Raw genomic sequence first — 20,800 nt, forward strand, 5'->3', positions numbered from 1 at the left:
GACGCAGGTAGGCGAGGCTTCGAGAATGCCGAGTTCGAGCATTCGGAGGACGAAACGCCTGCGGTAATGGAGGAGTTTTACCCAGAACAGAAAGCCAATAACTCTCCGGAGTTGGGTATCGGAACCTCGCCATATACTTCGGATTCAGTCAAAAACCGCTTGAATCAAATCGGGACGACTTCCGCCCAGGAATCTCAATAGCAGAAAAGGGCCTAACTGATAAATAAGGGCCGTTTTCGACCGCCTATGGTCCCTGTGCTAAGATTTCGGCCCAAATTAACAGGGATGCGCTCGTGCTACCACGAGCCAGCATCATCTCAGCGGCTCCGGCCGCTTTATTTTTGTCTGACTCGCAGAAGGTGGCCATGCACGCCGTTATTAAGCTGCTCCGCCCGCACCAGTACCTGAAAAACGGCTTTGTGCTGATTGGCCCGCTCTTCGCGCACCAGTGGGATGTAGCCACGCTAATGCAGGCGGCGCTCGCCTTTCTAGCGTTCTGCGCCATGGCAAGCGCCGTTTACGTGCTCAATGACCTGCTTGATGTCGAGGCGGACCGGGCACACCCGACGAAGTGCAAACGCCCTTTGCCCAGTGGCGCAATGGGTATAGGAAGCGCCAAGGCATTGTTCGGCGTTCTTGTGGCTCTTTCCATAGCCCTGTCCTGGCTGGTCAGTGGCTGGGTGCTTGGCTTTACGGCAGCGTATCTGGCGTTGAACATCGTCTATTCATGGCGCCTCAAACATGTGGTTATTCTGGATGTCTTTCTCATCTCCGCCGGTTTCATGCTGCGGATCTTTGCCGGGACCATCGGCCTTGGTATTGCCCCTTCCGCCTGGCTTCTGTTGTGCGGATTAATGGTGACGCTGTTTCTTGGCTTCTCCAAGCGCCGCGCAGAGCTTCTGGTTCTGGAAAACTCAGAGACCGATTACGACAGCGCGGTTACCCGCCGCGTGCTCGATGATTACAGCCCTGCGATGCTGGAACAGTTCATCGCAGTTACTGCTGCCTGCACCGTGCTCAGCTACGGCCTCTATACCGTCGCACCCCAGACCATCGAGCTTCACGGCACACCGAATCTGATCTACCCCCTCCCGTTTGTGGTTTACGGGATCTTTCGTTATATCTTTCTGCTTCACCAGCACGCCAAAGGGAATGATACGGCGAAGGATCTTTTGACCGACTGGCACATGATTCTGGCAGCGGGTGCCTGGTTTGTCGCAACGCTATGGGTCCTGGCATGAATACGGCCTCCATCACTTACATGGACGGATGGCGATTGAAAGCCTTGGTACTTTCCGTGGTGGCAGCCACATTAGGCTACCTGGCATTCTCGCTCTGGGGCGGTTGGGATGAGGTCGTCACGGCGTTCATCCAGATTGGAATTACTGGTGCCGGCGCCGTTTTGGCTATGTCACTGGTCAACTACGGCCTGCGCTTTCTGCGTTGGCAGCTCTATCTCTCGCGTCTTGGCCATAAACTCCAGCCCCTGCCCAGCGCTCGCATCTATCTGACCGGGTTTGCGCTGACCACAACCCCCGGCAAGGCAGGCGAAGCGTTCCGTGGGCTATTGCTCAAACACCACGGCGTGCCCTATCCAGCCTCCTTCGCGGCATTTATCAGTGAACGGCTGTCGGATCTAGTGGCGATTGTGGTTCTGACGTTGATCGGGTTGACTCAGTATCCTGAGGCTCGGGGCTTAGTGCTGGTAGCAATTGCGGCTATTGCAGTAGTTCTGATATGTCTGTCAAGTCGCCACCTTCTGGATAGGATTCATGACTGGAGTTTGCGTCACCAAGGGAAAGTTTTCAGCGCCATCCAACACCTGGTAACCATGCTCAACGATGCCCGGCGCTGCCACAGCCCTGGACTTCTTGCCGTCGCCACTGTAATCAGCGTTATCGCCTGGGGGGCCGAAGCTCTCGCTTTTCACTGGGTTCTTCAGTGGCTCGGCGCTGACCTGGGGCTGTCATTCGCTTTTTTCGTTTACGCCCTTTCCATGCTGGCAGGTGCGTTGAGTTTCATGCCCGGCGGCCTCGGGGGAGCAGAAGCCGTTATGGTTTCACTGCTGACTCTCAAGGGCGTTCCCATGCCAGCGGCGGTCGCCGCGACGGTTTTCATCCGTCTGGCAACGCTATGGTTTGCGGTGGTCATTGGCCTGGTGGCATTGATCCGAAGTCGTCATGGGGAACATGTATGAGTACGCCCCTGTCTTGGAATCGACTGCCGAGACTGTCACCCGATCAAGTGCAACGCCTCACCAAACCCGCCCTGATTAATCAGGACCCCAAGGACGGTCCCTTTACCTTTTACGGAAACGGTCGTAGTTACGGGGATGTGTGTCTGACGGACACTGGAACCCTGCTGCAGACCCGAGACCTGGATCGGTTCATCGAGTTCGATCCTGCACTGGGTGTAATCCAATGTCAGCCAGGGGTCACGCTGGATGAAATTCTTTCGTTGGTCGTACCTCAAGGCTGGTTCCTTCCAATAACGCCTGGTACACGTTATGCGACCGTGGGTGGCGCCATCGCTAATGACGTGCATGGCAAGAACCATCACGCAATGGGCAGTTTTGGCCATCACGTGAAAGCTATTGAGCTGGTCCGGTCCAATGGCCAGCACTTCACCTGCTCTTCAATCGACAACGAACCCTGGTTTCAGGCCACGATTGGCGGGCTGGGCCTCACGGGCCTTATTGCATCGGCTACCATTCAGCTCATGCGTATCCAGTCCCCCTGGATGTGGGTCGAATCGCACCGATTCACCAATCTGGATGAGTTCTGGCAACTCAACCGGGAGCTGGAAGCCCGGTGGCCCTACACGGTAGCCTGGGTGGATTGCCTGGCAACGGGCCGCTCACGTGGTCGTGGTGTGCTCTATGCGGCCAGCCATGCGCCTGCTCAAACCAGCGCCCCCGCTCCGTTTAAAGAAAGGTCCCGGAGCATTCCCTTTGAGTCGCCTGTTTCGCTGATCAACAGTGCCAGCCTTTGGGCATTCAACCAGTTCTATTATCACAAGCCCGTTAATCCGGGTGGCGCGCTTACCCACTACGTGCCTTATTTCTACCCATTGGATTCCATTCATCACTGGAACCGCATCTACGGTCGAGCTGGCTTCTACCAGTACCAATGCGTTTTACCGCCGGAAACAGCACAAACAGCCGTAAGCGAGTTGTTGAAAACCATTGCCCGTCACCGGGAAGGATCGTTTTTGGCGGTGCTCAAGACCTTTGGCGATCAGCCACCCGCCGGTATGCTTTCATTCCCCAGGCCGGGGGCCACACTCGCTTTGGATTTCCCCAACCGTGGGGCTCGAACCCAGCGACTTTTCGAGGTTCTGGACCGGGTGATCAGTGAAGCCGGCGGTGCCCTTTACCCCGCCAAGGATGCACGTATGCCAGGCTGGCTTTTCCGTCAGGGCTATCCGGAGTGGGAAGCCTTCAGCGGCTTCATCGACCCACAATTAACCTCTCACTTCTGGAAACGGGTGACCCAATGAACGCACTTCGAAATGTTCTGATCATCGGTGCCACCTCAACCATTGCCGAGCACACTGCCCGTCAGCTTGTTTCAAATGGGGCCAATGTATTCTGCGTGGGGCGGGACAGTGAAAAACTGGCCGCTATTACGCAGGATCTGCAGGTAAGAGCGCCACGGGCCACGATCGGCTCCAAAGCCATGGACCTTTGCGATGGCCAACTGCATGCCCCGATGCTGGAGGAGGCGCAAGCAGCTCTGGGAAGCCTGGATGGGGTCTTGATCGCTCACGGCACTCTCCCTGACCAAAAAGCCTGTGAGGCCTCTGTGGCGACGACACGCCATGAGATCGAGACCAATGCTCTCAGCGTCATCAGCCTGCTGACATTGCTCGGAAACCACTTCGAACGCCAGGGCGGGGGTGTCATCGCTGTCATCAGCTCCGTGGCAGGGGATCGCGGACGCCAGAGTAATTACGTCTACGGTTCCGCCAAGGGCATGGTCACAATCTTCCTTCAGGGGCTTCGCAATCGCCTCTACAAAAACGGCACCGACGTCGTGACCATCAAACCCGGTTTTGTGGACACTCCCATGACGGACGGACTGGATAAGTCCGGCTTCCTTTGGGCCCAACCAGAAACCATCGCCACCGGCATCATCAAAGCCATGCGCAAAGGACGCCAGGAAGTCTACCTGCCCTGGTTCTGGTGGGGCATTATGCAAATCATCCGCCATATCCCTGAGTCCATTTTCAAGCGACTATCGCTATGAATGACGATTCGACACCGATTGCGTTTTTTGACTTTGATGGGACCTTGACGAAGCGAGATACTTTAATGCCTTATTTAAAGTATACACTTGGGCCGCTACTGTATTACTGGAATCTTTTAAAGGTAAGCCCAACACTCTTGGCTGCTTTTTTTCGGGTCATTTCGCGTGATAATGCAAAACGAAAACTTCTTAAAGTCTGTCTTGCGGGACTTTCTGAAGTTTTTTTATATGACAAAGGTAAGGGGTTTAGCTTAGAGATCGACTCTAAAATGCTGCGCAGTGATATGATGGAGTCTTTGAGGAAGCATCAAAAAAAGAATCATTTTTGTGTTATTGTTAGTGCCTCCTTGCCGTATTATTTGGAGCCTTGGTGCAGCATGCATAATATCGACTTTCTAATAAGTACCAAGCTTGATTCGTTAAATGGAGTGTGCGGCGGAGATATTTTTCATAAGAATTGCCGAGGAGAAGAAAAGGTCGCAAGAATTATGGAAATTTTTCCGGACCTAAAAAAAAGAAAAAGCTTTGCGTATGGTAACAGCAAAGATGATATTCCGATGATCAACATTGCATCCAAAGGATATATGATATAAATGTATAATATTGTGCGTTCAGTTTTTGACTTTTTTGTCGGGCGCGGATTTTATTTTCTGGTGCTTTTATCACTAGCTTGGGGGTGGCTCTTTTTTGTTTATCAGATTTTTGGAGAACATTTTTCTATCGGAATGTCTGCTTGGAAAGAAACCGCTTACTGGATTAATTATCTGGATTATGGTTTTGTTAAAAGAGCGACTTTGGGAACAGTATTAGAATTAACCCCCTTTCTTAACGTTAGTGTAAAGGCTCATATTGTAAGTGCATTAGCCGTACTTGGAGTTTTTGGAGTTTCTGTTTTTTTGGCGGAAAAACTAAGGTTTCTAAATATCCAAGTTGAGAAAAAATTCTGGTATATAGTGATATTATTGACATCACCTGCTAGTGTCCCGCATTTTATTTACGACTTTGGCCGGTTTGACGCTATTCTGCTGTTGCTTTTCGCTGGATCAGCTATTCTTTTTCTTAGCCAAAAAGACTGGGCGGCTTGCTGTATCTCAATAATTGCCACATTAACCCACGAGATATACATTCTAGTTTTTGTTCCATTTTTACTGCTTCTTTTGTTTTTTGAGTCTGTAAATTTTAAGACTTTTGTGTTTCGTTCATCTTTTTTTATGGCAGGTGTTGGTATTGCAGGGGCAGCTTTGCTTTTTTTTGGAAAGTTTGAGCGAGGCCCAGAAATGCTAACATCTTCGTTGAATGATCAGTCAGGTATAGCCTTCGGAGAAATGAAGGGGGAACCAGTAAAAGTTTGGACGAGAGACCTTTCCGAAAACCTATCGGTGGTCTATCAGCATATAAAAAACCCAGTAAATTGGGTTAGTTTTGTTATTCTGGGAACTGTGTGGGTGATGTATTTAAAGCTGTTTCTGGATATCACTAAGCGCTCATCAAAGTCATTCCTTATTGTTTTGGCTTTAACTTCTCCGTTATCTTTGTTTTTTTTGGGGATTGATTATGCAAGATGGGTGGCTTTCTCTATCATTTTGATGGTTGCGGCCGTCGCATACTTAAAATATAAAAATGAAGTCGACTTAAATAAACCGAGCTTCTGTATTTTAAGAGTAGTGTCAGTTATTGGGATAATCTTGGGGCCTTTAGGTATCACAGGATCTGTGTTTCTATTCGATAAAGTAATTCCTAAACTTATATAGTCATATAGATTAGGGAGCCTCTGAAAAGCCCGCCAATTTGCGAAAATAACGGCAGCTTGGCATTGTTAGCTCAGTAGGCCATCGAGCTCAACCCGTTTCACCGACGCAAATCAGTGTCCGTGTTCTGCAACCGCCAGCAGCTGAACTGGATCTTGGATGGGTATGACATTGCCCGGATGAAGCCCCATCAGGAGCTGTTTTTTGACACGGTCGGATGATTTCAAGTGGCTGATTGATGGGGGGTTTGGTAAAATGCGCCCATGTCAGACGCCGCCTCCAATACTGCTTCCACCATCGCCGAACTGCAGCGCCAACTGCAGGAGCAGCAGGCCGAAAACGCACGGTTGGCGACGCAGAATCAGTCGCTGGAAAAGCAGTATCGTTCACTGGAGCGGCGGACCTAATCGCTGGAAAAGCCAAGCGCGATCTGTTCGAGCAGTTGCGGCTGCTGGTCGAAAATCGCTTCAGCCCCTCCTCGGAACCGCACTATAACTTGTGTAGCTATGGAGGGGGCCAATTCATCCCTCCTCTGGCGTCAGTGCCAAGGCTGAACGACACGCGGCTGCGGATCCGATGGTACATGTGATCTGCTGACTGACGGACTCCAGTCACCACCTTGATGAGGAGCCAGGCCTACGCGCTCTAGAGCATCCAAAGGCATGGATACCATCCTGGTACACCTTGGTGGGCGACTTGGCGAGGTAGCTGAGCCGCTTGAATAAGTTCTTCCGCTTATCACCCATGGAATTCTGATCGAGGTAATACGTTTCGTTATCAAGTAGTTCCACGAGCCCATCTATCTGGTTCACGTAGAGCCCCAACGCTGACGCCCACGCTGAGTTGATGCGGCTCCACATATTGTCTTGGTTGGACTGCATGGATCCCATGGTGTAGTAGGTATCCTGGTTCACCATCAGCGCACAGTGCCAGTGAGGGGCGGTTTCGGTGGCGTTGTACTCCCTGGCCCATACGTAAAACACGCCTGTTTCATGAACGCGTGAGTTATGTCTGCGGGCTCTGATCCGATCCGCCTCAATTTTCGATTTAACAGATTTCCAGAATGACGTCATGAGGCTATTATCGGTATCCCCTAACGGATACCCAAATGGCAGCTTCAAAACGAACCAAAACGCTGTGATGCGGTGGTGGTGGTAAAGGGCCTCATCGATGGTGTCATTGATGCGATCAAGGTATTGCGTGATCAATGGTTGATCAGGTCTCGCTAGAACCGTCTGTCCTTGATAGTCGTCATCGTAATGAAGCGTGAGGTTTCGATTCTTAGTATCCTGCTTGGCATATTGAACGGATTGCATGCGGGTCTCCTTAATGAGGCAGTATCACAGCCATGAAGGGATTGGCGTTTGGGGCGCCAATGATTGGTTGCTATCTAATTATGAGTAGTGGTTTTGGTGAGGTTGATGCGTTCGAGTGCACTATTCGTAGGATGTTGCGTATAAGTCGTCTTTGATTGGGATATGACGATCACTTGGATGATCTGTACAAGTATCAGTATGGATTTAAGATTAAGTGTTATTAGACATCTTAGTATCAGTATTAATATGAGTCTTCGTATCACTAGACCCTTGCTCGATTATTTCTCTACTAGCATTCGACTATTGCTCTACTATATAACCGTTTCCGACATAGCCCTACATGGAAATTCCGGGAAGTTTGTATTTGCGTTCCCCGCGATTTCCGGTTAATTAGTTTGCTTAGTCACTCGCATAAAATATGCGGGATGCGAGAGGTAAAAATCATCACGTTGTTGAGCGGTCTCTCAGCGTGTCCAGGTAATCCGCCCATGCCTGCATCATGTGAGCACGTTCGTTGAGCCACTGAGTGCGGTTGTAAGCCCTTCCATGAGTATCGGCCACCCGATGCCCCAGCTGCATCTCGACAAGCTCCACAGCGAAGCCCAGGCGCTCCACCAGCATGGTGCGGGCGACGGCGCGGAAACCGTGGGCGGTCTGCTGATCCTTCATGCCCAGATTACGCAGCGCAGCGCCCATGGCGTTATCACTCATGGGCCGGGCGGTACTCCGGGCACCGGGGAACACAAACCGACTCCGGTGTCGACTCAAGGACTCGATGCGCTGCAAGGCGGCCAAGGCCTGATCCGACAGCGGCACTACCAGGGGATCACCGTTTTTCGTGATCGCCAGTTCAATGCGCCGGGCCTTGATGTCCACCTGATCCCATTCCAGCGCCCGGATGTTGCCGGGGCGCAGCAGTAGAATCGGCAGCAGTTCCAGGGCGATTACGGTTTCCGGAGCACCCCGGTATCCGTCGATCGCATTCAGCACCGGCGCCAGCTCATCGGGGGTAGTCTGGGCCGCGAAGTGTTTTTGCCGGATGGGTGCCAGTGCCCCCTTGAGGTCCGCTGTCACGTCGCGGGCCGCCACGCCTCGGGCAATGCCGTAGCGCAGTACCTGGCCGACAAGGGTTTTCACTCGATGGGCGGAATCGACATGGCCCTGGCGTTCGATACGTCGCAGCACGTCCAACACCTCGGGGGCCTGGATCTCGCTGATCGGACGTACCCCCAGGCGGGGGTATGCGAGACGTTCGAGACGGCGCTTGTTCTTCTCGTAGGTGGTGGCCCCCACAGTCTCGGCATGCACCTTCACAAGCCATTCATCAGCCAGTGCCTGAAAGCTGTTGTCCAGCTTCTCGCGCTGACTCTGCTGGCGTTCACGCCGGGCTTGCACGGGATCTACCCCCTGGCTCACCTGCTGGCGGGCGTGATCACGTTCATCGCGGGCCTGCTTTAGCGACACCTGGGGGTACACGCCAATGGACAGCAGGCGCTCTCTACCCCCAATCCGGTACTTCATCCGCCAATAGCGCCCGCTTTGCTGGATATGCAGGTAGAGCCCGCCACCGTCGAACAGCTTGGTGTTGCCGTGGGTTTCGTAGAACGCCTTTTTGAGCGCAGAGTCTGTCAGCCGGTTCAGTTGTCGCGCCATCTGTGCAGCCCTCGGGGAAGCGGATACCCCCATGTATCACGGGGTACCCCTAAACATACCCCAATTTTGCTGTACTACCAAACAGGTCCAACGGGTTCCAGAGGAGGCCTAAAATGGGCTCAAACCGGGGATTTTCAAGGGATAGTTGGCGTTTTTCGGAATTGCTTGGAAGGGGAAATGGTGGGTGGTGCTGGGATCGAACCAGCGACCCTCGGCTTGTAAGGCCGATGCTCTCCCTAACTGAGCTAACCACCCAAAAGATGGCGGAGCGGACGGGACTCGAACCCGCGACCTCCGGCGTGACAGGCCGGCATTCTAACCATCTGAACTACCGCTCCGAAACCGCTCTGCAGGGCTTTCCCTGCCGAACGAGATGCGCATTTTAAGCATTTCACTGGAGCTGTCAAACCCCTTTCCTCGATTTTTTTCAGGAATCCCCGGAATCACGGCCGTCACCGCCCTCGATCACTTCCAGCGAGGGGCCACGTTGCCGACGTTCATTCATCAGCGCTTCCACGTGCTCCCGGCGGGATCTGGGCACAGCCCGCTTTGCGAGGGCACGATTGAGCGCGTCCAGACGGCGGGTTACCAGACCGGTGAGCGAGTCCAGCTGTTCGCTCTGCCAAACTCCCCAGCGATCCAGCCGGCGACGCAGATGGTCTCCGGCATCCTGTTTACGTGGCATCTCAGGAGCCTCCTGCACTCTGGCGATCCGCCAGCCGATCCACGCGCTCCTGCAGCCGCACAAAGCGCTGGGTCAGCTGGGCACGGGAACTGTCGATCGAATCCACCACGGACTCCAGTTCCGTCAGCTGCTCCTTCAGGGCACTGACCTCGCCGCTTCCGGAAACTTTCTCTTCCAGTCCGGCCACGCTGCTTTCCAGCCCATCCAGTCGGGCCCGCAGTTCCTCCAGCGCCAACCTGCGGCCCTGTTGCAGCGACTGAATACGGCTGTCCAGGTCATCACGTACGCCCTGAACCTGCTCTTCCACAGAGGCACGCAGCTCCCCGGCATCCGGCATGCCCTCGATGGACCCCGCCAGCTCATCAAGCCGACCCGCCTGGCTCTGCTGCCCGGCCCCCAGCTCCTCCACACGGGATTCGAGCGTGCCTGTCTGTTCCTCCAGCTTCTCGATGCGGGGCCGGTTGGTCTGGTGAGCCACGACCCAGAGCTTGCGCATTTCGTCGTCAAGCATCTCGAGCTGCTCGGAGATGGCCTGACCGGTCTCTTCGCGCTCCTCATCCACCACCCCGAGCTCCATCTGGTTGGTCCGGACATCGCTTTTCACAGTTGCCAGCCGGCTCTCAAGAGCGGCGATCCGCTGCGCCTGTTCCCATGCCAGCCAGCCCCCAGCACCTGCGCAGACCACAACGAGCACGAGCAGCAACCATAAAGGGCGCATTCCAGGAGGCCCGGAACCACCACCGGCCTCCCCGGATCCGCCGCCTTTTCCGGAAGCGCCTCCATTTCCACGCTCAGCCAGTTGATCCTCGTCCGGTCTCAGTGACTCCATGCTGCTCTCCCAGCGTCTACAGGTGCTGCCTTTGATCGGGTTCAAGGCATGGTACCCCCGGTACGGCACTGCGCAAAGCCCGGGCACTGGTTAGCATTTGCACTGCCCCGCCTGCGGGCATAGAATATCGCGCTTTCCCGCTGGACAGTGATGTGGAGTCACCCATGGCGCAACAGGCTCAGGTCGGACTCATCATGGGCTCAAAATCGGACTGGCCGACCATGGAACACGCGGCCACCGTAATGGACGAACTTGGCGTTGCCTATGAACGCCGTGTCGTGTCAGCCCACCGTACCCCGGACCTGCTCAGTGACTACGCCCGCGAGGCACGCGACCGGGGCCTGCAGGTGATCATCGCCGGAGCTGGCGGCGCGGCGCACCTGCCCGGCATGGTCGCGGCCCACACCACCCTCCCGGTGTTGGGTGTTCCCGTTGAGTCACGTGCGCTGAGCGGCCTGGACTCCCTGTACTCCATTGTGCAGATGCCTGGCGGTGTACCCGTGGGCACCCTCGCCATCGGCAAGGCTGGGGCCCGCAATGCCGGACTCATGGCCGCACAGATCCTGTCCCTCTCCGATGCGGGCGTGGCGCAGGCACTTCAGGCCTTCCGCGAGAAGCAGACGCAGGATGTGCTCAACAGCCCCGATCCGGCGGACTGAACCAAGACGAACACGGCAGGAGGCACGATGAGAATCGGCATTCTCGGCGCGGGCCAGCTTGGCCGCATGCTGACACTGGATGGCATGCGCCTGGGGCATGAATTCAGCCTCTATGACCCGGCGGGCAAAGCCTCTGCGGGCGTCGGCACCATCTACAACGACCCCGACGGCCAACACCTCGGAACCTTTCTCAACGAAACAGACGTGGTGACCTACGAATTCGAGCACCTGCCGCTCGAGCTGGTGAACCGCATCGCCACGGAAAAGCCCGTCCATCCAGTTCCCAGGGCCCTGCAGTGCTGCCAGAACCGCACCCTTGAGAAGGCCCTCTTCCGGGATCTGGGCATCAGCACAGCACCTTTCGAGGTAGTGGCGTCAGCGGAGGAACTGCAGGCAGCAACACAGCGCCTGGGTGGCCGTGTTGTGGCCAAGTCCGCCACCGAGGGGTACGACGGCAAGGGACAGGCGGTGCTCGATAGTCCGGAACAGGCCCCGCAGGCCTGGCCCCGCATCGGCTGTGACACGGCCATTGCCGAATCCTTTGTTGCCTTCAGGCGGGAGCTGTCCATTGTGGCTGCTCGCGGCCAGGACGGCGCAATGGCCTTCTATCCACTGGCCGAGAATATCCACCACCAGGGCATCCTGCGCTTCTCCATTGCACCGGCACCGCACGTCACCCCGGAGCTGGAGGACCAGGCCCAGCGCATGATCCGCACACTGATGAACGAGTTGGGCTATGTAGGCGTGCTGGCGCTGGAAATGTTTGAAACGGAGGAAGGCCTGGTTGCCAACGAGATGGCCCCTCGCGTGCACAACTCCGGTCACTGGAGCCAGAACGGCGCAGTTACCAGCCAGTTCGAGAACCACATCCGTGCCGTCTCGGGGCTGCCCCTGGGCGAAACGGCAGCCTTACAGCCCACCTGCATGATCAACCTGATCGGCGAAACAGGACCGGTGGCGGAGATCCTCAGGCTGCCCTACACCCACCTGCACCTCTATGGAAAGGCCGGGCGGTCGGGGCGTAAGGTGGGCCACATCAACATCCTTGCGGATTCCCTGGAAGAGCTGCGCTGGCGCGCCATGAACACCGCAAGCCTGCTGCCGGAATGTCCGGAGTTCGACTGGCGACCCTGATGGGTGGCCTGCTCCCTGCGCTGATTTTCAGCTTTTCACACAGACCTGCTACGCTTGTCCAGAGCCGGGGTTTCCCGGAGGGAGTGACAAGGAATCCGGACTGATCCATGAGGACACTTTTCCAGCCCGAACGCCGTCTCGGCTACCGTATCCTGCGCTGGGTACTGATCACGGCGTTCACTGTCGGCCTGATGATCGGCAGCATCCAGATCTTCATCGATTTCCGCACCGTTTCCCACGAGCTCGATGAGCGCGCCCAGCAGACGCTCGCCCTGGTGCGGGAGGCAGCGACCCAGGCCGTCTACAGCATCGATGAGGACCTTGCGGAACAGGTGATTGACGGGCTGTTCGAACAGCAGTCCATACGCGGCGGCGAAATCGTCCATCCCGATGGCATGCCCCTGGCCCGGGCTGACCGCTCGCTCACGGACAGCCCCTACCGCTCCCTTACTGACGCCATCTTCGGACAACAGCGCACCTACCGGGTGGATCTGGTTCGCACCCAGGGGGACGAGAAGGTCAAGTACGGCCAGCTGATCATCGAGGTGGACACCGCCCCGCAGGCCACACTCTGGCTGGAGCGCGCCTCTCTCATACTGCTTTCCGGCATCGCCCGCGCCCTGATCCTCGGCCTGGTGCTCTACGTGGTCTACCATCTCCTGGTGACACGCCCGCTGTTCCGCATTGCCGAGGATCTCTCGAATGTGGATCCCGCCGACCCCGGCCAGCACCTTCTCCAGACCCCCAAGGGCCACGACCGCGACGAGCTCGACACCTGGGTCAAGGCCACCAACGAGCTTCTCACCGCCATCTCCGAGACCCAGCAGAAACACCAGGATGCCCAGGACCGCATCACCCGCCTGTCACGCTATGATTCGCTCACAGGCCTCCCCAACCGGGACATGTTCCTGAGTCTGCTCAACGGTGCCCTGGAGAACGCACGCCGCCAGCGTGGCATGGTGGCGATCTTCTGCCTCGGACTGGACGACTTCAAGACACTCAACGAGCAGTACGGCTTCTCCAGCGGTGACCAGCTGCTGCAGGTGATCGCTGAAAGGATCACGAACAACAGCCAGGACAACCTGGTCAACGGCGGGCGACTCGGTGCGGACCAGTTCGCGGTCATCCAGGGCGGCATCCGGGAGACCTACCAGGCAGCCGCCATGGCCGAGTGGCTGCTGCACGAGCTCAGTCGCCCGGTCACTGTCAGCGGCAAGGAAATCAGCATCACGGCAACCATCGGTGTGGCCATCTATCCGGACGATGCCCTGCAGTCCGACCGTCTCCTGCAGAAAGCGGAACAGTCCATGACCCTTGCCAAATCCGAGGGCCGCAACCGGTTCCAGTTCTATGTAGCCAGCGTCGATCAGGCCATCCGTGAGCGCAAGCACCTGGAGCGGGACCTGGACATGGCCCTGGCCCAGCGCCAGTTCCATCTGGTGTACCAGCCCCAGGTGGATATGGACACCCATCGCGTTCTGGGCGCCGAAGCCCTGTTGCGCTGGCAGCACCCCGAGCGGGGCTTCATTCCGCCGGATGAGTTCATTCCGCTGGCGGAACTCAATCTGTCCATCATTGAGATCGGTTACTGGGTCCTGGATGAGGCCTGCCGTCAGGCCCGGGAATGGATGGATCAGGGTCTGGCCCTGCGGATGTCGGTCAATCTCTCGCCCGTGCAGCTGCGCCAGAACAACATCGTGGACGTGATTCTCGGCGTCCTGCGCCAGCACGACCTGCCCCCCTCCCGCCTGGAACTGGAGGTCACAGAAACCAGTTTCATGCAGAACCTCGATGATGCCATCGGCAAGCTCTCGCGTCTCAGGGACGAAGGCATCCGCGTGGCAGTGGACGACTTCGGCACCGGCTATTCCTCGCTGACCTACCTCAAGCGGCTGCCGGTACACCACCTGAAAATCGACAAACAGTTCATCCGGGATCTCCTCGCCAATGAGGAGGATACCCAGATCGCCAACACCATCATTGATCTTGGCCGGAGTCTCAGCCTGGATGTGATCGCCGAGGGCGTGGAGACCGAGGAACAGAGCGTCTACCTGGTGAACCGCGGCTGCGTCATGGCCCAGGGCTACTACTTCAGCAAGCCGGTGGATGTGGAGCAGTTCCAGGCCTTCATCGATACATTCGAAACGAGGCCGTAACACCAGAGCCGCACCTGAAACCACCTGTTACAACCGGTTGCACTCAGGGGTGATCCACCCCGGTTGCGTTACACCGGTGTAACCCCGGCCAAACAGTCGGTTACCCCTGCCTTAACACTCTCTGAGTATTGTCATCGCTGAACTCATAATGAGAACGGCGTCACAAAATGCTCAGAGCTCCAACCGCTTTCCTCCGCCTGACCGCAACCCCCCTCAAGCACATCACACTGGCTGCCTCACTCCTGCTGGCCGGGTGTATCGGCGGCGGTTCCTCCAGCGGCGACGCCAGTGATACCGGCTCAACAGCCGCCTGCGGCAAGACCGAGACCCGTAACCTGCTGGTGAACGAGAACACCACCTACCGGGACAACCTGTCACTGTGTTTCTCGGCGGAAGAAGCCAGCCTGGAAGCTGACGGCCAGCTGAGTGAACTGCACTGGGAGGGCAACACCCTGGCATTCCGGAGCAGCCATGTGGACCGCCCGAGGCGCACTCAGGTCCGTATTCTGGACCCTCACGGATCCACGCAGCTGCGGATCAATGTGGTCGTGGAGAACCGGTCCGGGCGCGCCGACGAAATCCGGGCTGACCACCTCGTCGATGAAAGCGCCTCCATTCTGGCCTTGAGCGAGGATCGGCAGGCCTACGCCTACATGCTGGAAGTTGCCTACCTCGAAGGCCAGATCGACTGGTCGGAGCGACAGTCGATGCTGGCGGATTGGACACCGGAGACTGCATCCGCCCATGGCACACTGGCCGAAAAAATCAAAAAGGTTGAGCGCGTTCTCGAGGATTACCGCAATGGTCGAGCGGGAGAATACGAGCTCTCAAAGGCAGCGGATCTCGCCGCCAGCTACCTCGGCGCGCACGGGCAGTACGCTGCGGACAAACTGGCGGAACTGACCGGCGACCAGCGGATTGATATAGCGGTTCCGGACATCAGTTCCGGCCAGCTGGCGTACCGCTCTGATGTCGAGCGGGTTTCCCGTCACGTCGGCAATCCAGCATACGGAGCACTTGTTCGGCAGCAATGGCAGTTTGACCGCCGCTACCGCTTTCTGAACGACGTTGACATAGTGGAGACACGTTCATGACATTCAGGACTGGCCTCCTGCTCCTGGGATTTCTGGCATCCATTACCACATCGGTCAGTGCCAGCGCGCAGACCCCGGACGGAAACGAGGCCAGCCAGAATGACATCACGGCCGCGGAGTCGCAGGCCCGCGGTGTCGTATCCCTGGTGGTCCGGCGCGAGCCGGGCGTGGGGTCGGTCGCGGACCGTGTGGGAGCAGTGATCACCGCCACCTGGCAGAACACGGAAGTGATCGAGGTTCCCGCCTCCCAGGCGGAGGCCGTGGAAGCGCTTCTCCAGCTCATTCCCGGCATTGAATCCGTGGAACGCGATGCGGTAGTCAGCACACCGGAGCCGGAAGCAGCAGAGGCCCCGGACTCCTCCGGGCCAGTGACTGGACAGAGCAGTACCACCAGTGCCTCCACGGGGCCCAATGACCCCCGCACCCGGGATCAGCTCTGGTGGCGCAGTGTGACGGACTACGCGGGCGCTTCCAGTGTGGAAACCGCATGGGCCCGCGCTGAAACCAATGAACGCCTCCGTGTTGTCGTCGTCGACGGGGGCTTCGCCAACCATGAGGACTTCAGCTGGCGCAACGGCATCAGCCTCGTGGATGACGGACGGGGCGTCTTCTCCTACGACGCGGACAGTTGCGACACCTACCATGGCCAGAGCGTGGCCAGTATCATCGGGGCCAGGACGGACAACGGCACCGGCATGGCCGGCATGCTCGAGGCGGATATCCACCCGGCCCGGGTGCTCGCCTGTGACAGCTCCGGCCATCTCTACAACGTGGCCCGCGCTATCCGGTGGGCGGCTGGTGAGGATGTGGGCGCCGGTCGCACACTGCCGGAACCCGCGGACATCGTGAACCTCTCGCTGAGTGCCGAGACCACCTGCACAAGCAACCTGCAGGCGGCCATCGACACCGCCAACCAGGCGGGGGCTCTGGTGGTGGCCTCCGCCGGCAACAGCCGCAGTGACGCCTCAGGCTATGCCCCCGCAAGCTGTCGTGGCGTGGTGACCGTGGGCGCTGTCACACGCGACGGCGACCAGACCAGCTTCTCGAATTACGGCTCCGCCCTGACAGTCAGCGCTCTGGGGCAACAGGTGCGGGTCCAGGGACCGGAAGACGGCCACCGCTGGATGAGCGGGACCTCGTTCTCAGCCCCCATTGTCAGTGGCATCCTCGGTCTCATTGCCCAGGATATCCCGGAACTTGAAAGGGATACCCTGCTGGACCTCCTGTCGGACGCAGTAACCCCACTGACATCCTCCAGTGACCTCATGGGCGCAGGTATCCTCAACGCAGCCCGCCTGCAGGAGGAAGTGGCAGGCCTGCTGGGCCGGGACGAGCCCTCACTGCACCATGCCATGTCGGTACGGACGGACGGCGACGGGGATTCCCCTTTCTGGAGCCATGTGGACGAAAAACGGCTCTGCAGCCTGTATGAATTCGACGCCAACGAACGGGCGGAGACGGGCGTGGACTACTACTCGATCTTCCGTGTGCCCCAGGGCGAGGCGCTGACCATGGACAATGCAGAGCACGTCCAGAGCGGCGAATCCGTGCGCTTCGTGCTCAGCAATCCCGAAACCGCTGGTTACGAGTTCGGCCTCCAGTTCTGCAGCAATGAGAACGGCGAGAACTGTCGCAGCAGCGAACTGATCCCGCTCCAGACGGCCCGCCTGCAGGCGCCCGCCCGCTGCCGCTGATGGCGACAGCGGTTTTCATTCGACCGGCGGCAGCGGGTTGCCCTCGAACATTTCCTCCATCTCGGGCCGCTCAGGCTGTTCGCCTTCCGTCTTTTCCCCGTTCATGCCCAGGTTCACTTCCCACAGGCGCTTGAACTGGGTACGCGCCACCTCATCAGCCTCGCCCTCCTCACGGAGGATGGTGGGCCTGAGGAACACAATCAGGTTGCGCTTCTGGCGGGTTTTGGTCTCACTGCGGAACAGGGCCCCAAGCAGTGGAATATCCCCCAGCAGCGGCACCTTGCTCTGGGAAACCCGGTAGTCCTCATTGATCAGACCACCCAGAACGATGGTCTCCTCATCATCAGCCAGCACCGTGGTCTTGATCTCACGCTTTTCGGTGATCAGGTCAGCAGCGCTTTCCAGTGACTGGCCGATATCCTCGGTGGTCTGCTCCACAGCCAGCTTCACCACATCATCCGCACTGATGCTGGGTTTGACGTTAAGGGTCAGACCAATGTCCTTGCGCTCAATGGTGGTGAAGGGATTGGTGAGCCCATCGCCGGTGCTGGTGGACTGGCCAGTACGGAAAGGCACGTTCTGCCCCACGATGATCTCGGATTCCTCGTTATCCAGGGTGATGATCGAGGGCGTGGACAGCAGATTGGCCTTGCTGGACGTGGACAGGGCCTGGATCAGCACCCCCCAGGTGAGGCCATTCGAGTCACGTTCCCCGGCGCCAATGGTAAGGCCGGAACCCAGGCCAAGGCTCGAGCCATTCTCGCCGCTACCGATCGAGCCACCGAGAATCTGGGCCAGGACCGTATTGAGGCTCACCCCCACATTCTCGAAGTTGGTACCGGCCACGGGCGCGGTCGAATCGCCGGATTCATCCCCGGTTGCCCACTGGACGCCAAGATCCTGGCCAGCCTCATTGCTGATCTCAACGATGGCGGCCTCGATCAGCACCTGGGCACGGCGTACGTCCAGCTGGTCAACGATGAACTCGATCTCACTCATCATCTGCGGTTCGGCGCGCACCACAAGCGCATTGAGCCCCTTATCCGCATAGACGGACACATCGCTCTCACCGCTACTACCCTGGTTACCCCCGTCGCCTTCGGTGATATCGCCCATGAGCCCGCTCAGCATCTCGCTGAGCTTGGTGGCATCCGCATGGCTGAGCCGGATGACCTTGGTGGTGCCGCGGCTGGTGCTGGGCGTGTCCAGTTTCTCCACCAGCTCCCGCACCTTCTCACGGAAGGCACTGGTGCCACGCAGAATGAGGCGGTTGCTGCGTTCGTCAGCAACCACGCTGGCGGAACGGTCGTCGTCACTGCCGCCACGGCCACTGAGCTGATCCGGGCCGAGTTCCTCCAGAAGCTCCACCATGTCACCGACATAGGCCTCTTCCAGCTGAACCACTTCCACCTCGGAATCCGTGGGCTTGTCGAGATCGTCAATCAGGCGCTGCATGCGCTGGATATTGGCCTTGTGGTCACTGATGATCAGCGCGTTGGCGGCGGATACTCCGGCCAGATGCCCGTAACTGGCCACCATGGGCCTGAGGATGGGCACCAGCTGCATGGCGCTGACGTTCTCCACATGGATGACACGGGTCATCAGCTGCTCGGAAGGCACATCCATGAAGCGGGTGATGTCCTCGGCCGTCTGCTTGGCGTCACTCTGCTGGATCACCTTGATCGCATCCTCACCGGGAATGGCGGTGAACCCGTGCACATGCAGTACCGAGAGGAAGAGGTCATACACCTCATTCTTGTTCATCGGGGTTTCCGAGACCACGGTCACCTTGCCCTTGACGCGCGGATCAACCACGAAGCTGTAACCGGTAATGTCCGAGACCTGGTCCACCAGGGCGCGGATATCGGCATCCTTGAGGTTGACCGTCCAGGTTTCGGAGTTCCCGGCTTCAGCCACCTCCTGGTTCCCGGCCCCGTTATCGTCCTGGGCCATGAGAGGCATGGAAGCCAGCAGTGCCAGCGCAAATGCGAAAAACAGTCGTTGCATGCGGATCATTGGATAACCAGTGCCCGTTGTTGTTGTCTGGTTCGCCGGTTATGGAACCGGAACCGTGAATGAAAAGCGCGTGCCCCCACGCTTAATCTCAAGGTCAAGCCGATCCGAGTTCATCCAGCGTTCCAGATTGGCCCGGTCGGCCTCGATGTCGCCCAGCTGCTGCCCGTTAACGGAAATGATCACATCACCGGGCTGCAGGTTCATGTCTGAAAGCTTTTCGTTGGTGCCGTCATACACATAACCGGGACCGTCCTCATTGGGCCGGAAACCCGCCCTGGCGATTGCCTCTTCAGGATCCTCTTCCAGCGCCTCGACGGCCCGCTCAACCCCGGCTCGGCTATCTTCCGTTCTTTCCCCGGCAGCCGCAACCCCGCCAAGTGTGAGCCCGTCGTCATCAAAACCCAGCGACTCCACCTCACCGTTACGCTGCAGCAGAATCCGGTTCGGCTCCACAGCCACCAGTTCCGCGCCACCAGGCAGCTCATCACCGACCGCGTAACGCTCGGCGGCGCCATCCCGCCCGGAAAGGATAGCACTGGAGCCTTTCCCGCGGGTGGCCAGAAAGACGCCGTGAAGCGTCAGTGTAAGCCCTGTCTCCGGTGCGGTTTCCCGCTCCACCCGGGACACGCTGCTTTGCTCGCCGGAGGCGGCTCGGCCGAAAAGCGCGATGTCCCTGAGCGGCATACTGCTGCCCGCTCCCCGCTGGGGGTCGCCCTGCGTAAGCGCGAGCTCCACCGGGTCTGATGGCGCCGGCCAGATCACACGCCAGGTCCACTGCCCGCCTTTCCAGCCCAGCTGGACTACCAGGACAACCAGCAGCAGATGCGCAAGACGGACCGGCCAGCGGTTCATGGCGCCACCTGCTGGCTCACACGGAAGACCACATCGCCCGGCGCCGCATCCGGCGCGAAGTCCAGCCCCAGGAAATCAATCCAGCGCTTGTAGAGCTCAACCTCGGCGCGACCACTGGCATCCACCACCAGGCGCACCGCCGGGTCCGACGTGCCCTGTTCCATCAGGACCAGCTCCGGCTGGCCATTGTTGCTGGTAAGGTGCCCCTCAATCGGCGGCATGCGCGACTGGCGGGGTTGACCGCCCATGGGCCAGGTCACGCTGCCTCCCGGCCACTGGCCCTTCCCCTGGAAGCTCCCGAAACCCTGTTCCGGACCCCAGACGCCGAAGAAGCTCTCCAGCGTCATGACACCGGGAATGCGCAGGGGCTGGATGCCCAGGTCGTGGGCCGTGATCTCCTCCAGGTCCACCCGGGCGCGGCGCAGCAGCATCCGCACACGGCCATCCAGCATGGCGGTCACACTGCCCTCCGCGTCAGAGCCAGGTGAATGAAGCCGCCATTCCAGCGGCACGAACCCGTGAATGAGCGACCCCGGCTGCAGCTGCCAGCTCAGGCGCAGGGGCAAGCCCTGCACACGCAGCCAGGCATCACCGGACCAGACGGTCCCGCCCACCTGCTGCACCTCAACAACATCGGGAACGGCAACCTCTCGCGCCACCTGGGCCCAGACCCAACCCGCCGGCAGATACACCACCAGCGCGACCAGCCATGTCATG

At 58.4% G+C, this 20,800-nt stretch carries 19 protein-coding genes, 2 tRNA genes and 1 pseudogene; 13 read left to right on the forward strand and 9 right to left on the reverse strand.

Going from position 1 to position 20,800, the window contains the following annotated elements:
* The 8 genes and pseudogenes from QZ501_RS06260 to QZ501_RS06295 all read left to right on the forward strand — a co-directional run.
* Positions 1-201, forward strand: a pseudogene (locus QZ501_RS06260) (hypothetical protein); the annotation flags it as partial.
* A gap of 92 nt (positions 202-293) precedes the next feature.
* Positions 294-1,241: a decaprenyl-phosphate phosphoribosyltransferase gene (locus QZ501_RS06265; RefSeq protein ID WP_295718082.1), complete on the forward strand. Its 948-nt coding sequence runs from the start codon at positions 294-296 to the stop codon at positions 1,239-1,241.
* Complete coding sequence (locus QZ501_RS06270) at positions 1,238-2,197, forward strand: lysylphosphatidylglycerol synthase transmembrane domain-containing protein (RefSeq protein WP_295718085.1); 960 nt, start codon at positions 1,238-1,240, stop codon at positions 2,195-2,197. Before QZ501_RS06265 ends, QZ501_RS06270 begins: the two co-directional genes overlap by 4 nt.
* Entirely contained in the window at positions 2,194-3,498 is a 1,305-nt protein-coding gene (locus QZ501_RS06275) for an FAD-binding oxidoreductase (protein WP_295718087.1), read from the forward strand. The genes QZ501_RS06270 and QZ501_RS06275 overlap by 4 nt, the downstream gene beginning before the upstream one ends.
* Entirely contained in the window at positions 3,495-4,247 is a 753-nt protein-coding gene (locus tag QZ501_RS06280; RefSeq protein ID WP_295718089.1) for an SDR family oxidoreductase, read from the forward strand. The genes QZ501_RS06275 and QZ501_RS06280 overlap by 4 nt, the downstream gene beginning before the upstream one ends.
* The gene (locus QZ501_RS06285) at positions 4,244-4,840 is read left to right on the forward strand and encodes an HAD-IB family hydrolase (protein WP_295718090.1); all 597 of its coding nucleotides are present in this window, start codon (positions 4,244-4,246) and stop codon (positions 4,838-4,840) included. The genes QZ501_RS06280 and QZ501_RS06285 overlap by 4 nt, the downstream gene beginning before the upstream one ends.
* Positions 4,841-5,998 (forward strand): hypothetical protein, encoded by a 1,158-nt coding sequence (locus QZ501_RS06290; protein WP_295718093.1) that lies wholly within the window; start codon positions 4,841-4,843, stop codon positions 5,996-5,998.
* Positions 5,999-6,258: 260 nt separating this feature from the next.
* Positions 6,259-6,402: a hypothetical protein gene (locus QZ501_RS06295; RefSeq protein WP_295718095.1), complete on the forward strand. Its 144-nt coding sequence runs from the start codon at positions 6,259-6,261 to the stop codon at positions 6,400-6,402.
* A gap of 204 nt (positions 6,403-6,606) precedes the next feature.
* Here QZ501_RS06295 and QZ501_RS06300 read toward each other — a convergent pair whose 3' ends face one another.
* The 6 genes from QZ501_RS06300 to QZ501_RS06325 all read right to left on the reverse strand — a co-directional run bounded on the left by QZ501_RS06300 (position 6,607) and on the right by QZ501_RS06325 (position 10,478).
* Complete coding sequence (locus tag QZ501_RS06300; RefSeq protein ID WP_295718098.1) at positions 6,607-7,311, reverse strand: inovirus Gp2 family protein; 705 nt, start codon at positions 7,309-7,311, stop codon at positions 6,607-6,609.
* A gap of 444 nt (positions 7,312-7,755) precedes the next feature.
* Entirely contained in the window at positions 7,756-8,964 is a 1,209-nt protein-coding gene (locus QZ501_RS06305) for an integrase arm-type DNA-binding domain-containing protein (RefSeq protein WP_295718100.1), read from the reverse strand.
* Between the two features lie 178 nt (positions 8,965-9,142).
* A tRNA-Val gene (locus QZ501_RS06310) sits at positions 9,143-9,219 on the reverse strand.
* 6 nt (positions 9,220-9,225) lie between these two features.
* Positions 9,226-9,302: transfer RNA gene (locus tag QZ501_RS06315), tRNA-Asp, on the reverse strand.
* Positions 9,303-9,391: 89 nt separating this feature from the next.
* Complete coding sequence (locus QZ501_RS06320) at positions 9,392-9,649, reverse strand: hypothetical protein (RefSeq protein ID WP_295718103.1); 258 nt, start codon at positions 9,647-9,649, stop codon at positions 9,392-9,394.
* A gap of 1 nt (position 9,650) precedes the next feature.
* Positions 9,651-10,478, reverse strand: coding sequence for a hypothetical protein (locus QZ501_RS06325; RefSeq protein ID WP_295718105.1), 828 nt, complete (start codon positions 10,476-10,478; stop codon positions 9,651-9,653).
* A gap of 164 nt (positions 10,479-10,642) precedes the next feature.
* Here QZ501_RS06325 and purE point away from each other — a divergent pair, with 164 nt between their 5' ends.
* The 5 genes from purE (at position 10,643) to QZ501_RS06350 (ending at position 17,215) form a co-directional block, all read left to right on the forward strand.
* Positions 10,643-11,137 (forward strand): 5-(carboxyamino)imidazole ribonucleotide mutase, encoded by a 495-nt coding sequence (gene purE / locus QZ501_RS06330; protein WP_151438908.1) that lies wholly within the window; start codon positions 10,643-10,645, stop codon positions 11,135-11,137.
* Between the two features lie 27 nt (positions 11,138-11,164).
* Positions 11,165-12,271 carry a 5-(carboxyamino)imidazole ribonucleotide synthase gene (locus tag QZ501_RS06335; RefSeq protein ID WP_295718107.1) on the forward strand — a complete coding sequence of 369 codons (1,107 nt, stop codon included), beginning with the start codon at positions 11,165-11,167 and terminating at the stop codon, positions 12,269-12,271.
* 107 nt (positions 12,272-12,378) lie between these two features.
* Positions 12,379-14,427: a GGDEF domain-containing phosphodiesterase gene (locus QZ501_RS06340; RefSeq protein ID WP_160897993.1), complete on the forward strand. Its 2,049-nt coding sequence runs from the start codon at positions 12,379-12,381 to the stop codon at positions 14,425-14,427.
* A gap of 167 nt (positions 14,428-14,594) precedes the next feature.
* Positions 14,595-15,521: a hypothetical protein gene (locus tag QZ501_RS06345; protein ID WP_295718109.1), complete on the forward strand. Its 927-nt coding sequence runs from the start codon at positions 14,595-14,597 to the stop codon at positions 15,519-15,521.
* Complete coding sequence (locus tag QZ501_RS06350; protein WP_295718112.1) at positions 15,518-17,215, forward strand: S8 family serine peptidase; 1,698 nt, start codon at positions 15,518-15,520, stop codon at positions 17,213-17,215. Before QZ501_RS06345 ends, QZ501_RS06350 begins: the two co-directional genes overlap by 4 nt.
* Positions 17,216-17,230: 15 nt before the next feature.
* Here QZ501_RS06350 and gspD read toward each other — a convergent pair whose 3' ends face one another.
* From gspD to gspN, 3 genes are read right to left on the reverse strand one after another with little or no spacing between them, the layout of a single operon-like run.
* On the reverse strand, positions 17,231-19,222 hold the full coding sequence (gene gspD / locus QZ501_RS06355; RefSeq protein ID WP_237416451.1) for a type II secretion system secretin GspD: 1,992 nt from the start codon (positions 19,220-19,222) through the stop codon (positions 17,231-17,233).
* A 48-nt stretch (positions 19,223-19,270) separates the two neighbouring features.
* Complete coding sequence (locus QZ501_RS06360) at positions 19,271-20,083, reverse strand: type II secretion system protein N (RefSeq protein ID WP_151438903.1); 813 nt, start codon at positions 20,081-20,083, stop codon at positions 19,271-19,273.
* Complete coding sequence (gene gspN / locus QZ501_RS06365) at positions 20,080-20,799, reverse strand: type II secretion system protein N (RefSeq protein WP_295718115.1); 720 nt, start codon at positions 20,797-20,799, stop codon at positions 20,080-20,082. The genes QZ501_RS06360 and gspN overlap by 4 nt, the downstream gene beginning before the upstream one ends.
* Position 20,800: the final 1 nt, after the last annotated feature.

Origin of the sequence: uncultured Halovibrio sp., assembly GCF_913056445.1 — a bacterium.
Taxonomy (GTDB): domain Bacteria; phylum Pseudomonadota; class Gammaproteobacteria; order Pseudomonadales; family Oleiphilaceae; genus Halospina; species Halospina utahensis_B.